Annotated in this window: 16 protein-coding genes and 1 other annotated feature; all 16 genes read left to right on the plus strand. The window is 35.5% G+C overall.

The genetic code is table 11. The features are described from left to right. Positions 1 to 98 precede the first annotated feature (98 nt). Entirely contained in the window at positions 99 to 1025 is a 927-nt protein-coding gene (spoIIGA, locus tag AB3M96_RS01730; RefSeq protein ID WP_412965826.1) for a sigma-E processing peptidase SpoIIGA, read from the plus strand. Between the two features lie 82 nt (positions 1026 to 1107). Next, positions 1108 to 1827, plus strand: coding sequence for an RNA polymerase sporulation sigma factor SigE (sigE, locus tag AB3M96_RS01735; RefSeq protein ID WP_412965827.1), 720 nt, complete (start codon positions 1108 to 1110; stop codon positions 1825 to 1827). Positions 1828 to 1940: 113 nt separating this feature from the next. Next, a complete protein-coding gene (gene sigG, locus AB3M96_RS01740; protein ID WP_412965889.1) occupies positions 1941 to 2762 on the plus strand; it encodes an RNA polymerase sporulation sigma factor SigG in 822 nt (273 codons plus the stop codon). 316 nt (positions 2763 to 3078) lie between these two features. Then, positions 3079 to 3324, plus strand: coding sequence for a YlmC/YmxH family sporulation protein (locus tag AB3M96_RS01745; RefSeq protein WP_412965828.1), 246 nt, complete (start codon positions 3079 to 3081; stop codon positions 3322 to 3324). A gap of 152 nt (positions 3325 to 3476) precedes the next feature. Next, the gene (pgeF, locus tag AB3M96_RS01750; RefSeq protein WP_412965829.1) at positions 3477 to 4301 is read left to right on the plus strand and encodes a peptidoglycan editing factor PgeF; all 825 of its coding nucleotides are present in this window, start codon (positions 3477 to 3479) and stop codon (positions 4299 to 4301) included. Between the two features lie 4 nt (positions 4302 to 4305). Further along, positions 4306 to 4983, plus strand: a complete 678-nt coding sequence (locus AB3M96_RS01755; RefSeq protein WP_412965830.1) for a YggS family pyridoxal phosphate-dependent enzyme — start codon at positions 4306 to 4308, stop codon at positions 4981 to 4983. 15 nt (positions 4984 to 4998) lie between these two features. Beyond that, positions 4999 to 5433 (plus strand): cell division protein SepF, encoded by a 435-nt coding sequence (locus AB3M96_RS01760; protein ID WP_412965831.1) that lies wholly within the window; start codon positions 4999 to 5001, stop codon positions 5431 to 5433. Between the two features lie 4 nt (positions 5434 to 5437). After that, entirely contained in the window at positions 5438 to 5698 is a 261-nt protein-coding gene (locus tag AB3M96_RS01765) for a YggT family protein (protein ID WP_412965832.1), read from the plus strand. A gap of 109 nt (positions 5699 to 5807) precedes the next feature. Beyond that, positions 5808 to 6581, plus strand: coding sequence for a YlmH family RNA-binding protein (locus AB3M96_RS01770; RefSeq protein ID WP_412965833.1), 774 nt, complete (start codon positions 5808 to 5810; stop codon positions 6579 to 6581). A gap of 193 nt (positions 6582 to 6774) precedes the next feature. Beyond that, the gene (locus AB3M96_RS01775) at positions 6775 to 7275 is read left to right on the plus strand and encodes a DivIVA domain-containing protein (protein WP_412965834.1); all 501 of its coding nucleotides are present in this window, start codon (positions 6775 to 6777) and stop codon (positions 7273 to 7275) included. Between the two features lie 80 nt (positions 7276 to 7355). Next, positions 7356 to 7585 (plus strand) — a binding site (T-box leader). 168 nt (positions 7586 to 7753) lie between these two features. Then, entirely contained in the window at positions 7754 to 10522 is a 2769-nt protein-coding gene (ileS, locus tag AB3M96_RS01780; protein ID WP_412965835.1) for an isoleucine--tRNA ligase, read from the plus strand. A gap of 619 nt (positions 10523 to 11141) precedes the next feature. Continuing rightward, the gene (locus AB3M96_RS01785) at positions 11142 to 11513 is read left to right on the plus strand and encodes a TraR/DksA C4-type zinc finger protein (RefSeq protein WP_412965836.1); all 372 of its coding nucleotides are present in this window, start codon (positions 11142 to 11144) and stop codon (positions 11511 to 11513) included. Between the two features lie 109 nt (positions 11514 to 11622). After that, complete coding sequence (lspA, locus tag AB3M96_RS01790; protein WP_412965837.1) at positions 11623 to 12111, plus strand: signal peptidase II; 489 nt, start codon at positions 11623 to 11625, stop codon at positions 12109 to 12111. Further along, the gene (locus tag AB3M96_RS01795) at positions 12086 to 12994 is read left to right on the plus strand and encodes an RluA family pseudouridine synthase (protein ID WP_412965838.1); all 909 of its coding nucleotides are present in this window, start codon (positions 12086 to 12088) and stop codon (positions 12992 to 12994) included. The genes lspA and AB3M96_RS01795 overlap by 26 nt, the downstream gene beginning before the upstream one ends. A 213-nt stretch (positions 12995 to 13207) precedes the next feature. Next, positions 13208 to 13750, plus strand: coding sequence for a bifunctional pyr operon transcriptional regulator/uracil phosphoribosyltransferase PyrR (gene pyrR, locus AB3M96_RS01800; protein WP_412965890.1), 543 nt, complete (start codon positions 13208 to 13210; stop codon positions 13748 to 13750). Positions 13751 to 13896: 146 nt separating this feature from the next. Beyond that, the gene (locus AB3M96_RS01805; protein WP_412965839.1) at positions 13897 to 15216 is read left to right on the plus strand and encodes a solute carrier family 23 protein; all 1320 of its coding nucleotides are present in this window, start codon (positions 13897 to 13899) and stop codon (positions 15214 to 15216) included. Positions 15217 to 15465 lie beyond the last annotated feature (249 nt).

Genomic DNA, 15465 nt, shown 5'->3' on the forward strand with positions numbered 1-15465 from the left:
TAAGCTTGAATACAAAACTTTCAAACAATAGAATCTCAAAAGCTAACTATTTTTATTTACAAACAATGGGAGTATGAATCCGTGAAAGGAGAAATCGATTGTATATCTATTTGGATGTCATTTGGTTATTAAACTTTTCCTTTGACGCCTTATTGTTATTATTAACAGCATTTATCCTAAAACGAAGGATAATTAAGTGGAGAATAGTAGTTGGTGCGTTTATTGGATCGCTTCTTGTTCTTTTAATCGTATCGCCATTTGCAACCATTGCTTCCCATCCACTTACAAAATTACTATTTTCATTCGCTATAGTTGGGGTTGCTTTTGGTTATAAAAGGTTTCGTTATTTTTTTCAAGGTCTTTTAACCTTTTATTTCACTACGTTTATGATTGGGGGTGGAATGATAGGTGTGCATTACTTCTTGGAATTTGAAGTTGCTGTATTAGATGGAGTGTTATTAACTGATTCCACACGTTACGGTAATCCAATAAGCTGGGGCTTTGTATTACTAGGGTTTCCTATACTTTGGTACTTTTCTAAAAATAGGATCTCTGATATAGAAACGAAGCAAATATTTTATGACCAGATTGTTGACGTAACTATTCAAATTGATGATGTAGAGTTAAAAGCGAGAGGGTTAATTGACAGTGGTAACCAACTGTTTGATCCTATAACGAAAAGACCAGTAATGATATTAGATACTCCTAAATTTGAAAGTTATTTTCCAAAATCCCTAATTGAACAGTCAAAGAATATTGAATTATTAACCAGTGATTCATTAACAGAACCACATAAATGGGAAAATCGTGTTCGGCTCATTCCATATAGAGGAGTAGGGCAGAATCACCAGTTTTTATTTGCTCTTATACCAGATCTTATTACGATTCATAAAGGAAATGAGGATATCATCGTTAAAAAAGGACTAATCGCATTAAATCACACAACATTGTCAACAGATGGTGAATATGACTGTATTGTTCATCCTAAGATGCTTGTTTCGTCAACTATCCCATCAGCATCTTAAAAAAGGGAGAAAACAGGTAATAAGAATCAGTTCTTATAATAATCATACTCTGAAATTTACAAAATAGAAGGGAGAACTTTCAGTGGCAAAGCTAAAACTAAAATTTACATATTTATGGTATAAACTTTTAATAAAACTTGGATTAAAAACAGATGAAATATATTATATTGGCGGTAGTGAAGCATTACCACCTCCACTTTCAAAGGATGAAGAAGAACATCTCTTAGGGAAACTGCCCAGTGGTGACCAAGCTGCTCGTTCTATTTTAATTGAGCGCAATTTACGATTAGTAGTATATATTGCAAGGAAGTTTGAAAATACTGGTATAAATATCGAGGATTTAATTAGTATTGGAACAATCGGATTAATAAAAGCTGTTAACACATTTAATCCCGAAAAGAAAATTAAACTTGCCACTTACGCTTCAAGGTGTATTGAGAATGAAATCCTAATGTATCTTAGAAGAAATAATAAAATTCGTTCTGAGGTTTCATTTGATGAGCCGCTAAATATTGATTGGGATGGCAATGAGTTATTATTATCAGATGTATTAGGTACAGAAGAGGATATTATTACCAAAGATTTAGAGGCAAACGTTGACCGAAAGTTATTGGTTAAGGCACTGCACCAATTAAATGATAGGGAGAAACAAATTATGGAATTGCGTTTTGGATTAATTGGTGGTGAAGAGAAGACACAAAAAGATGTAGCGGATATGTTAGGAATTTCCCAATCCTATATTTCAAGATTAGAAAAGCGAATCATAAAACGGTTAAGGAAAGAGTTTAATAAAATGGTGTAATATTGCTTTTGAAAAAATATTTATTCCATGTAACTTGTTGATTTGTAAGGATATTGGAGGAAATCAGATAAATACTTGTCGATAGGAAATGCATATTTTTCCCTCTTACGGAGATACTTAACTTTGTACAGCAACTCCTGTTAGGAGGGAAAGAATTGACACGAAATAAAGTAGAAATTTGTGGTGTAGATACTTCAAAACTTCCAGTACTTAAGAATGAAGAAATGCGAGAATTATTTAGACAAATGCAAAGTGGAGATTTGTCTGCTCGCGATAAGCTCGTAAATGGAAATTTACGATTAGTGCTTAGTGTGATCCAACGTTTTAACAACAGAGGCGAATTTGTTGATGATTTATTTCAGGTTGGCTGTATCGGACTTATGAAATCGATTGACAACTTTGATCTAGGCCAAAATGTTAAATTCTCAACATATGCTGTACCGATGATTATCGGTGAAATTAGACGATACCTACGAGACAATAATCCGATAAGGGTTTCACGGTCTTTACGGGATATTGCCTACAAAGCTTTACAGGTTAGGGAGCGTCTAATGAGTGAAACTTCAAGGGAACCTACAGCTGAGGAAATTTCAAAGGTACTAGAGGTACCGCATGAAGAAATTGTATTTGCTCTTGATGCAATCCAAGACCCGGTTTCATTATTTGAGCCAATTTATAATGATGGTGGCGATCCAATCTATGTTGTGGATCAATTAAGTGATGAGCGCAACCGTGATTCCCATTGGATTGAAGAAATTGCTCTAAAAGAAGGTATGAGACGACTAAATGATCGAGAAAAGCTCATTCTTCGGAAGAGATTCTTCCAAGGTAAAACACAAATGGAGGTTGCTGAGGAAATCGGAATTTCGCAGGCTCAAGTTTCAAGACTTGAGAAGGCAGCAATAAAACAAATGAATAAAAACATTCAAAACTAATGATAACTATGTAAAGAACTTTTACATAAATGGTACAAGCATTGTCAAACTCTAAATTGAAAAAGAACCGGCATTCGTAGCTTCATACGAATGTCTTTTTTGTTTAGAAAGTATAATTACCACCGGCATAGCGAAACTATTCCCGGCTAGCCTCTATTGTAAGAATATCGACCACAGGGAATGGGGAAAATCAGTCGAAATTTTATTATCATTTCCTTGTATTTATTTTATATAAGTATTTAATCATTTATCTCATAAAAAGTAAGAATTCAATCATATATTTATAATAATGGAAATATAGGAGGAGCGGTTGCCGATGGTGAAAATATCAGACTTTCAAACAAAAGACGTTGTTAGTGTTGCTGATGGACGCAGATTAGGAAATATTGGAGATATTGACATAAATCTTGCAACAGGAAAAATTGAGTCCATTGTAATAACTGGATCGGGTGGAGTATTAGGCTTATTTGGAAGGGAGCAAGAGGTAGTCATTCCTTGGAGAAACATAATTAAAGTGGGGAAAGATGTAATTTTGGTTAGAACACACAAAGAGGTAGAATAAATCAGGCTAAATTTTGACATTTTTCCTATCATCCACTCCTTTCTTTTGCTAAACTATGATAAAATAGGCAAAAGAAAGGCTAATTTTTTATAAGTGGCATATTAGATGACCATTCTAAATTACAAATAACGACATAAAAAAGGGTTGCTGTTATGAGTATAGAACCATTTGTTAGAAAAAGTGAACAAGTGCTCGAGTTATCAACTTGGAATAATTTATCGGCTGATATGCTAGTAGCTGGTTTTACAACAAGAGTTGGAGGGATAAGTTCAACTGACTACGAGTCCTTCAATCTCGGACTTCATGTAAAAGATAATCCAAATACAGTTGGTTCAAACCGTAATTTGCTAGGTACACTCCTTGATTTTCCAACTTCGAGATGGGTTTGTTCTGAACAAACACATGATAATAAAATAGTAAAGGTTTCAAGTAGTGACATTGGTGCCGGAGTTTATGACTATTCTAATAGTATAAAAGATACTGATGGACTATATACTGACGATAAAAACATACTGTTAACACTTTGTTATGCTGACTGTGTTCCTCTCTTCTTTTATTCGCCTGATAGGCAGTTAATTGGAATTGCTCACGCGGGCTGGAAGGGAACTGTGAAGAATATTGCAGGTGAGATGGTACAAAAATGGCGAGAAGAAGGTGTATTACCTCATCAAATATTTGCCGCTATTGGACCAGCAATAGGGAAGTGTTGTTACGTTGTAGATGATTATGTTATCAACTTAGTTAGAGATCTAGAGATAGAAAGTGCTAACATTTTCAGTAATAAAGAGGACGGTCAATATCAATTAGATTTAAAACAATTGAACTATGAGTTATTAAAAAAAGCTGGAATAAGAGAAAATCATATTAGTGTTTCTTCATATTGTACTAGTTGTGAAAATAATCTTTTCTTTTCTCATCGTAAGGATAATGGTAAAACTGGACGAATGATGAGTTTTATTGGCATAAAGGAGGTTTGATGAGATGAATGTAAAGACAAACCTTGAGGAAATTACTACAAAAATTGCTGCAGCGTGTGCCCGTTCAAATCGTAGTGAAGAAACAGTTTCAATTATTGCCGTAACGAAATATGTTAGTATTGAAACTACTAAGGAAGCTATAGAGGCAGGAGTTATACATATTGGTGAAAATCGAGATAATGGGCTTCTCAAGAAAAAAGAGGCTATTGAGGATAATGCAACTTGGCATTTTATTGGATCTCTTCAAACAAAGAAAGTAAAGAGTATCATTAATCAAGTCGATTATCTTCATTCTTTAGACCGAATATCGTTAGCCGAAGAAATTCAAAAGAGAGCAGAAAACAAAAAAAAATGCTTTATTCAAGTAAATACATCTGGCGAGGAATCAAAGCATGGAATTGAGCCTGAACAAGTTATTCCATTTGTTAAGGCACTTATTGATTTTCCTTCAATTGAGGTTGTTGGTTTGATGACCATGGCTCCATATACGGAAGACGATGCACTAATAAGAAACTGTTTTCGAGACTTGCGTGAGTTGAAAAATAATGTACAAGCTTTAGGTCTTACATACGCTCCTTGTAACGAACTTTCAATGGGAATGTCAAATGATTTTGAAATTGCTATTGAAGAAGGGGCGACATTTATAAGGCTAGGAACTTCATTGGTAGGAAAAGAATTTTAAAAGAGGGTGTTCATTATGAGTATAAAGTCAAAATTTAAAAGTTTTTTTGCACTTGAAGATGAATATGAATATGACGAAGAAGATTATTTTGAAGAAGAGGCAGAACCTACTAAACCAGTAAAAGCTGCAAATAAACAAAATGTCGTAAGCCTTCAGAGTGTCCAAAAGTCTTCAAAAGTCGTTTTATTTGAACCTAGAGTATATGCAGAGGCTCAAGAGATCGCTGACCATTTAAAAAATCGACGAGCTGTAGTAGTTAACCTGCAACGAATTCAGCATGACCAGGCAAAGAGAATTGTTGATTTCTTAAGTGGTACAGTATATGCCATAGGTGGAGACATTCAACGTATAGGATCTAATATTTTCCTATGCACACCGGACAATGTAGATGTGTCTGGTAATATTTCAGAAATTGTCTCGAATGACGAATACGCAGATAAGGGGTGGTAAGTGAATGGCGCTTGTTATTTATATCTTAAGTAAGGCGTTAGAGATTTACTCATACGCATTAATTATTTATATTTTAATGTCATGGTTTCCCAATGCTAGAGAATCAGCAATTGGGCAGTTTTTAACAAGAATTTGTGAACCATATCTTGAACCGTTTCGCAGGTTTATCCCACCACTTGGTATGATTGATATTTCGCCTATCGTTGGTATTTTAGTTCTAAATTTTGCAGGTCGAGGATTATATGCATTACAATCCATGTTTTAAATAACTGGTTTGTAGAAAGGGGGCTCAAATTAAAAAGTTCCCTTTCTTTTTTGCTACTATATAATGAATTGTCATTTTATTGTTAATTCATATAAGTTGGAGAGTATCAATGAATCTATATCAACATTTTCGAAAAGAAGAGCATGCATTTATTGATCAAGTATTAGAGTGGAGAGAAAACGTCGAGGAACAATATAGTCCAAAGTTAATTGATTTTCTTGATCCGCGTGAACAAGAAATCGTTAAACTAGTGATTGGTTCGAGTGGAGATACATTAGTAGAATTTTCAGGTGGAAAAGAATCTTGTGAGCGGAAGCGGGCACTTATTTACCCTAGCTATTTTCAACCGAATGAAGAAGATTTTATGCTATCCTATTTTGAGATACAGTATCCCACAAAGTTTGTAACCATTGATCATCGTAAGGTTTTAGGGTCATTAATGTCCCTCGGACTTAAACGGTCAAAATTTGGTGATATTGTCACGAATGAAGAAAGAGTTCAATTGGTAGTTGCAACAGAGATCTCAGACTACATACAAATGAATTTTAATTCGGTAGGAAGAGCAACTGTTTCCCTTAAGGAAATCCATAGTAAGGATTTGCTCGAGATCAAGGATCAATGGGCCGAACAGGCAGTAACTGTCTCTTCTTTGAGGTTAGATGTGGTTTTGGCATCTATCTATCAAATATCGAGACAGAAGGCGCAAGCATTTATTGAAAATGGTCTTGTTAAGGTTAATTGGAAAAAAATTGAACATTCCTCCTTTGAATGTAAGGAAGAAGATGTTCTTTCGCTTAGGGGCTATGGTAGAAGTAAACTCCATACGATTGATGGTAAGACGAAAAAAGATAAATGGAAAATTAATATTGGTAAACAAATTTAGGAACAAAAACGTACGCCTATGGAGTTGGAATTGAATTAACCCTAACATCAGTTTATACATATCATTATTTTTATAAATTTCCTTAAACAAAAAATTCTTGAAGGATTTTAAGGATTTCTGTCGAATATTAAAGTATTCATTTTATGTAGTGAATAAGGAATACATCATATAAATTTTTTTGGAGGTGGCACTTGTGCCTTTAACGCCATTAGATATTCATAATAAAGAATTTAATAAAGGGTTTCGTGGTTATGATGAAGATGAAGTAAATGAATTTCTTGATCAGGTAATCAAGGATTATGAATTAGTCATTCGTGAGAAGAAAGAGCTTGAATCTAAATTATCCGAACTAAATGAAAAACTAGGTCATTTTACAAATATCGAAGAAACATTAAATAAGTCCATTTTGATTGCGCAAGAAACTGCAGAGGAAGTTAAGCGTAATGCATCTAAAGAAGCTAAACTAATTATAAAAGAAGCTGAGAAAAATGCAGATCGTATTATAAATGAATCACTTGCCAAATCAAGAAAGATTACAATAGAAATTGAAGAACTTAAAAAGCAATCAAAGGTCTTTAGAAATCGTTTTAGAATGCTAATTGAAGCACAATTGGACATGCTTAGCAATGACGATTGGGATCACCTAATGGAATATAATGTTGATCCTGTTTTTGCAGAAAGTGAAGAAAAATAAGTTCTAAACCTTGACTCAATCAGTTATTACGAATATAATTTTACAACAAAGCTAAAAAGTGAAAAGAACAATAAAATATACTAGTAACTATGAAAGGGACAGTAGTTTCTACAAAAGCTTATAAACAACTAGCGAGTCGAGGACGGTGGAAGCTCGATATAAGCAGTGGAAATGAAAATCACCCTGGAGTTCAGTACTGAAATTACTGTAAGTAACTGCGATTACATTCACGTTACGAATGATAAGTGGACTATTTGATTTCTATATAGTCTATAAGGGTGGTACCGCGGGAGACCTTCTCGTCCCTTTCTGGGATGAGAAGGTCTTTTTGTATTTTCTTAAATTTCAGAACTTCTACTTCTGTATGTAGATATGAAATTTTGGTTACATAAGAAGTAAGAGGAACTGACTTACAGTAGCTAGTATAGTTGTGTAAGTTTTTAAACTAAGCTGATATTAACTCGTAGGAGGATAAAAAATGGATTACAAAGATACGTTATTAATGCCGAAAACTGAATTCCCAATGCGTGGGAATCTTCCAAATCGTGAACCTGAAATGCAAGAACGATGGGAACAAATGGATATTTATAAAAAGGTGCAAGAGCGAACAAAAGACCGCCCATTTTTCATTTTACATGATGGACCTCCATATGCGAATGGTGATATTCATATGGGTCATGCTTTAAACAAAATCCTAAAGGATATGATTGTTCGATTTAAGTCCATGAATGGATATAATGCACCTTATGTGCCAGGGTGGGATACACATGGCCTTCCTATTGAAACTGCACTTACTAAGAATAAAAAAGTAAAACGAAAAGAGCTAAGTGTTGCAGAATTCCGTAAACTTTGTGAAGAATATGCCTATGAACAAATTAATAACCAACGTGAACAATTTAAAAGATTAGGTGTACGAGGTGATTGGGAAAACCCATATATCACACTAAAGCCAGAGTATGAAGCACAACAAATTAAAGTTTTTGGTGAGATGGCTAAAAAAGGCTATATTTATAAAGGATTAAAGCCTGTTTATTGGTCTCCATCAAGTGAATCTGCACTTGCTGAAGCAGAAATCGAATATCAAGATAAAAAATCACCTTCAATTTATGTTGCCTTTCCTGTAAGAGATGGTAAAGGTGTTTTAGAAGGGGACGAAAAAATTGTTATCTGGACTACTACACCTTGGACTATTCCTGCAAACTTAGGTATTAGTGTACATCCAGACCTTGAATATAGTGTTGTTAATGCTGATAATAACAAATATGTTGTTGCTTCCGCATTAGTTGAGTCTGTTACAAAAGAAGTGGGCTGGGAGTCTGTTTCAGTTGTAAAAACGTTTAAGGGAAGCCAATTAGAAAATGCTGTTGCAGTTCATCCTTTGTATGGTCGCGACTCATTAGTAATGCTAGGGGATCATGTAACGACAGATGCTGGTACAGGATGTGTTCACACAGCTCCAGGTCACGGTGAAGACGACTTTATTGTCGGACAAAAATACGGTATTGGGGTTCTTTGTCCAGTTGATGAAAAAGGATATATGACAAGCGAAGCGGAAGGTTTTGAAGGTTTATTCTATGATGAAGCCAACAAGCCAATTACTGAAAAGTTAACTGAAGCTGGTGCATTACTAAAGCTTTCATTCATTACACACTCTTATCCACATGACTGGAGAACAAAGAAGCCTACTATTTTTAGAGCAACTGCTCAATGGTTTGCTTCAATAAAAGATTTTAGAGAAGACTTATTGCAAGCTGTAAAGGAAACGAAGTGGGTACCGGCATGGGGAGAAACACGCTTGTTTAACATGGTACGTGACCGTGGCGATTGGTGTATTTCGCGTCAACGTGCATGGGGAGTGCCAATTCCAGTGTTCTACGGTGAAAATGGTGATCCAATTATTACAGATGAAACAATTGACCATGTTTCAAACCTTTTTAGAGAATATGGTTCAAATGTCTGGTTTGAAAGAGAAGCAAAGGATTTGTTACCAGAAGGTTTTACTCATGAATCAAGTCCAAATGGTGTATTTACAAAAGAAACAGACATTATGGACGTATGGTTTGATTCAGGTTCTTCTCACCAAGCGGTTCTATTAGAAAGAGACGATTTACAACGTCCTGCTGACTTATATTTAGAGGGCTCCGACCAGTATCGAGGATGGTTTAACTCTTCATTATCTACTGCAGTAGCTGTTACAGGAAAAGCTCCTTATAAGGGAATTTTAAGCCACGGATTTGCTCTTGATGGGGAAGGCCGTAAGATGAGTAAATCTCTAGGAAATGTTGTTGTTCCTGCGAAAGTTATGAACCAGTTAGGTGCAGATATTCTTCGATTATGGGTTGCTTCAGTTGATTATCAATCTGATGTAAGAGTATCAGATAATATCTTAAAACAAGTAGCAGAGGTATATCGTAAGATTAGAAATACATTTAGATTCCTCTTAGGAAACTTAAGTGATTTCTCACCTGAAACAAATGCTGTTCCAGTTGAGGAGCTTCGTGAGGTTGACCGATATATCCTTGTTAAGTTAAATAAGTTAATTGATAAGGTTAAATCATCATATGATAATTATGAGTTTGCAGCTGTATATCATTCTGTTCATAATTTCTGTACTATTGAGCTAAGCTCGTTCTATCTTGATTTTGCAAAGGATATTTTATATATCGAGGCACCAGATCATAAAGATCGTCGTGCAATTCAAACAGTATTATATGAGACATTATTAAGCTTAACGAAGCTTGTTACACCAATTTTGCCGCATACAGCTGACGAAGTATGGTCTCATATTCAATCTGTTCAAGAAGAAAGTGTGCAATTAGTGGCTATGCCGGAATCTGTAAATATTCCAAATGCACAAGCTGTTGAAACCAAGTGGGATGCATTTATGGAGTTACGCGATGATGTATTAAAGGCACTTGAAAATGCAAGAAATGAAAAAGTTATCGGTAAATCATTAGCTGCAAGTATTACTCTATATCCAAATTCTAAGACTCAGGAATTACTAGCTTCTGTAGAAGAAAATGTACAACAACTATTTATTGTTTCGGGATTTGAAATCGGTGGTTCTTATGAAGATGCACCAGAGTCAGCACAAGTTTTTGATACTGTTAAAATTGAAGTGAAAGTAGCAGAGGGAGAAACTTGTGATCGTTGTTGGGTTGTTTCGACAACAATTGGTGAAAATGAAAACCATCCAACTCTTTGCTCCCGTTGTGGATCAGTAGTAGATACACATTATGCTAAGTAATTGAATATAATAAAAGAAAAATACCATGTTAAGTTCATGGTATTTTTCTTATTGCTTCATATTAAGAATACATTTTATTCTGTACATCAAAACACAGCTTGCCAGCGGTCATAAGGAATCATGTTTTTCGTATTATGTGAGTAACAAATAAACTATCAAATGCGCCTTGGCATATTTGCGCCCGATTTTTTTCGAGTTTGCTCGATAGAGTGAAACTTAATCAGTGGTGATTTTCCACTGATCCTAGTTGCGGCCCACAGGAAGTGGGTCACACAGACGTTGCCACAGGACGTGGCGCTGTTAGTCTTTGTTCACTCTCAGGCTTTTACTGGCAGTTGGCCGTTAGGGCAATATTGCCAGTTAAAGCGTGGAAAATTTCCTTTTAAAAATCGTGGCGTCCGCCGGAGGCTTTAACTTTATTCTGTCGTAGTATGAATCGCGACTGAATTGTATACTCTTTTTGCATCCCACTTATAGAAGTAAGGGGACTTCTGCTGAATAAAGTTAAAAGGAAAAACTTGTTGGCTTTAATGAAAACTCAAAAAGGTAACACTATCTATACTACCTTATAGAGATGTTATTTAAGCATTAATCAAAAGCATGATAAGGAGGCGTTCCAATGAACGGTCAATATGCAGAGATTAAAGCGGAGTTAGAGTTAACAAAACAAGAATTATTGTCTAGGTTAGCACAATCAACACAATATGAGGTTAGTTCAGAACTCTTTTTTCAAGATGAAAAGACAGAGAAAGAAAAAATTGTCATCACACATATAAAAGAAGATTTACAGGACGTGGACCGTGCGTTACGAAAAATGAAACTTGGTTCATATGGGATATGTGAGGAAACAGGTCAAGAAATACCGTACGAAAAACTAAGAATATTGCCTACTGCACGATCCATTTATGATTTTACCTTCACTGATTTATATGATCGTAACGTTATTCCTCTTCAACGTGAAAACCATCTTTACTTAGTTGAACAGAAGTAATAGTATTTTACTTCTGTTCTCTTCTAGGTTTCCCCAGTTTAGATTGTACAGCAAATCAATCATATGCTAAAATTCAATAGGTATAGTAAGTTGATATGGGGGCGTTTTTGTGTATTATTATTTACTGGCATTGTTTGTTGTTATTTTGGACCAGCTTACCAAATGGGTAATTGTAAAGTATATGGAGATTGGAGACCGTATTTCTGTAATTGAGAATTTTATATACATAACTTCTCACCGAAATAAAGGCGCAGCTTGGGGAATACTTCAAGGACAGATGTGGTTCTTTTATATCGTTACCGCTATTGTGCTAGTTATGCTTGTTATTTATATCCAAAAGCTAAAGCCGAATCAAAAATTGTTTGGTATTGCATTGGCTTTTATGCTTGGAGGAGCAATTGGAAATTTTATAGACCGTATCTTTCGTAAAGAAGTTGTTGATTTTATAGATACATACATTTTTACATATGATTTTCCTATTTTTAATATTGCAGATTCAGCACTTGTGATAGGCGTAGGTTTTATACTAATACTTACATTATTCGAAGGAAAATTAGATAAGGAGAAAACAGATGAATCAATTCGAACTAACGATTGAAGAGAATCAGCAAAATGACCGAATTGATAAGGTTGTTTCTAGCTTCAATACAGAGTGGTCAAGAAATCAGGTACAAGGATGGATTAAAGAAGGCAATGTTACTGTAAATGGTAAGATTGTAAAAACGGGTTACAAGTGTAATCAAGGTGATGTTATTGAAGTTAACATACCTGAACCAGAAGCATTAGATGTTGTACCAGAAGAAATGAACTTAGATATTTATTATGAGGATTCAGATGTACTTGTAGTGAACAAGCCTAAAGGGATGGTTGTTCATCCAGCTCCTGGTCATATGAGTGGCACACTTGTTAATGGCTTAATGGCGCACTGTAAGGACTTATCAGGTATTAATGGGGTACTTCGACCGGGAATTGTGCATAGAATTGATAAGGATACTTCTGGTTTGTTGATGGTGGCAAAGAACGATTTAGCTCATGAATCATTAGTCAATCAACTAGTAGCAAAAACTGTAACCAGAAAGTATAAGGCAATTGTACATGGTGTTATACCGCATGACCAAGGAACGATTGATGCTCCTATTGGCAGGGATAAGCGAGACCGCCAGAGTATGACAGTTACTGACGAGAATAGTAAAGTAGCTGTTACTCATTTTAATGTCATTGAGCGGATGAAGGATTTTACTTTTGTTGAATGTCAGCTAGAAACAGGCAGAACGCATCAAATTAGAGTTCACATGAAGTATATCGGATACCCTTTAGTTGGTGATCCAAAATATGGTCCGAAAAAGACTCTAGATATTGGTGGACAAGCATTACATGCAGGTTTGTTAGGCTTTATTCACCCACGAACCTCAGAATATCTTGAGTTCGAAGCTCCTTTACCAAATGACTTTGAAGAATTACTTGAAAAACTTAGACGATAAAAGACCTGATAAATAATCGTTGACAAATTTCGATAGTCAACGTATGATTAAGTTAATTAAATGAGCCCCTTTAAAATCAGTCCCGTGAGGCTGAGAAGGAAACGGATGTCAATGGGATAGGTGTATCCTGTTGTGTATTATCTATGTCCTCTCACTAGCGGTGAGAGGACATTTTTCGTTACAAGGGAGTTTGCAAAAAGTGAGGTGAACAAGTTGACTGAAAAGGCTGTTGTACTTGATGTTCAAGCAATTAGAAGAGCGCTAACAAGAGTTGCCCATGAAATTATCGAAAAAAATAAAGGAATTGAAGATTGTGTAATCGTGGGAATCAAAACAAGAGGAATTTATCTGGCTCAACGAATTGCAGATAAAATCGAGCAAATTGAAGGTAAAAAGATTGTTGTAGGGGAGTTAGACATCACACTATATAGAGATGACTTAACAACAAAAACAGCGGATAAAGAGCCGATTGTTAAAGGATCTGATATACCGGTTGATATCAACAATAAAAAAGTAATCTTGGTGGATGACGTATTATTCACTGGTAGAACAGTTAGAGCTGCATTAGATGCTCTAATTGACATAGGAAGACCAGCTCAAATTCAACTTGCAGTTCTTATCGATAGAGGACATCGTGAGTTTCCGATTAGAGCTGACTACGTAGGGAAAAATATCCCTACTGCTAGCTCAGAAAAAATAGTTGTTGAATTAGAAGATATTGACACAGTTGATCAAGTAACCATTCATAAAAATTAATAAAAACCCTTTAATTGTAGTCCAGAGAGGCTAGCAAAGGGGTAACATTCCTTCTCACTTTGTAAGGATTCGTCTACCTCTTTGTGTAAAAAACACAAAGATTTTTTTATTTAGGGCATTTTATTTATGAGGAGGAATTTTTAATTATGAACAAAGATAATCAAAAACCGGTTTTGGGAATACGAGATGTACCTAACATTGGAATGTTCGGACTTCTAAGCATACAGCACTTGTTTGCAATGTTTGGAGCAACGATTCTTGTGCCAATTCTTGTAGGAATTAGCCCAGCAGTAGCTCTTATATCAAGCGGATTAGGAACTTTAGCTTTCTTACTAATTACAAAAGGTCAAGTACCAGCATATTTAGGCTCTTCTTTTGCATTCATTATCCCGTTACAAACAGCAATTGCTACAGACGGCCATGGGGCAGCTATGGTTGGAGCATTTTTAGCAGGACTTGTATATGGTATTGTGGCACTATTAATTAAAGCAACTGGACACAAGTGGTTAGTTAAAATTTTACCACCAGTTGTCGTAGGACCAGTTATAATCGTTATCGGATTAAGTTTAGCGGGAACTGCAGTAGGTATGGCAATGAATGATCCAAGTGGAAACTATAGTCTACTTCATTTTTCAGTAGCATTAGTTACATTGGCAATCGTAATTCTGGCAACTATCTTCCTAAAAGGCTTCTTTAGCCTAATCCCTGTTCTTATCGGGATCGTCGGTGGATATTTATACGCACTAGCTGTAGGTTTAGTTAATTTTACTGGTGTGAAAAAAGCCGATTTCTTTGAAATGCCAGACTTTTTGATACCATTTGTTTCATACACACCAAGCTTCTCTTGGGATATTGTGATGTTAATGGTACCTATCGCTGCAGTTACATTATCAGAACATATTGGACATCAAATGGTATTAAGTAAAGTAGTTCAAAAGGATTTAATTAAGAAGCCAGGCCTACATCGTTCAATTATGGGGGATGGTGTAGCAACAATGATTGCTGCATTCCTTGGCGGACCACCTAATACAACGTATGGAGAAAATATTGGTGTATTAGCCATTACAAGAGTATACAGCATTTTCGTTATCGGAGGAGCTGCTGTAATTGCGATCTTGTTTGGCTTTATTGGTAAGGTCAACGCATTAATCAGTTCAATACCAACCCCTGTTATGGGTGGTGTATCTATCCTGTTATTCGGTATAATTGCTTCTTCAGGTTTACGGATGTTAGTTGATAGCAAGGTTGACCTAGGTGTGAATCGAAACCTTATCATCTCATCTGTAATCCTTGTCATTGGAATTGGTGGAGCAATCATTAAGGTTACTGAAAACTTTGAAGTACATGGTATGGCTTTAGCAACTATCGTTGGTATTTTATTAAATGTAATACTTCCTGGTGGAGAAATTCAAGAAGACGAAGATATATATGAAACTCAGTTAGAGGATGATAACTCTGTTGCATAATGAATCACCTTTTAAGATAGTCCAGAGAGGCTAAAAAGGGTGTAAGTGATTAGCACAAAAAGGGTGTATCTTTTCGCATACCCTTATCGCTACTCTCTTGCTACAACACCCTTGCCTAATTTAGGTGAGGGTGTTTTTTTAGCAGATTGGAAAGTATAAAATTTTTTCCTATCTGCATAAGTGCAACTACGGCCCTGCTGTCGCCTAAAGGCTCTGCAATCGCCGAGTTTTCTATTAGCTAAAAATATC

The sequence above is a fragment of the Ferdinandcohnia jepli genome (genome assembly GCF_047246645.1).
Taxonomy (GTDB): domain Bacteria; phylum Bacillota; class Bacilli; order Bacillales; family Bacillaceae_L; genus Ferdinandcohnia.

What these genes read in the sequence shown, in the direction of transcription:
- pgeF (WP_412965829.1), top strand. Translation starts at nt 3,477, where the DNA reads ATGAGTATAGAACCATTTGTTAGAAAAAGTGAACAAGTGCTCGAGTTA.
- AB3M96_RS01795 (WP_412965838.1), top strand. Translation starts at nt 12,086, where the DNA reads ATGAATCAATTCGAACTAACGATTGAAGAGAATCAGCAAAATGACCGA.
- AB3M96_RS01770 (WP_412965833.1), top strand. Translation starts at nt 5,808, where the DNA reads ATGAATCTATATCAACATTTTCGAAAAGAAGAGCATGCATTTATTGAT.
- AB3M96_RS01760 (WP_412965831.1), top strand. Translation starts at nt 4,999, where the DNA reads ATGAGTATAAAGTCAAAATTTAAAAGTTTTTTTGCACTTGAAGATGAA.
- AB3M96_RS01755 (WP_412965830.1), top strand. Translation starts at nt 4,306, where the DNA reads ATGAATGTAAAGACAAACCTTGAGGAAATTACTACAAAAATTGCTGCA.
- AB3M96_RS01805 (WP_412965839.1), top strand. Translation starts at nt 13,897, where the DNA reads ATGAACAAAGATAATCAAAAACCGGTTTTGGGAATACGAGATGTACCT.
- AB3M96_RS01765 (WP_412965832.1), top strand. Translation starts at nt 5,438, where the DNA reads ATGGCGCTTGTTATTTATATCTTAAGTAAGGCGTTAGAGATTTACTCA.
- ileS (WP_412965835.1), top strand. Translation starts at nt 7,754, where the DNA reads ATGGATTACAAAGATACGTTATTAATGCCGAAAACTGAATTCCCAATG.
- AB3M96_RS01785 (WP_412965836.1), top strand. Translation starts at nt 11,142, where the DNA reads ATGAACGGTCAATATGCAGAGATTAAAGCGGAGTTAGAGTTAACAAAA.
- AB3M96_RS01745 (WP_412965828.1), top strand. Translation starts at nt 3,079, where the DNA reads ATGGTGAAAATATCAGACTTTCAAACAAAAGACGTTGTTAGTGTTGCT.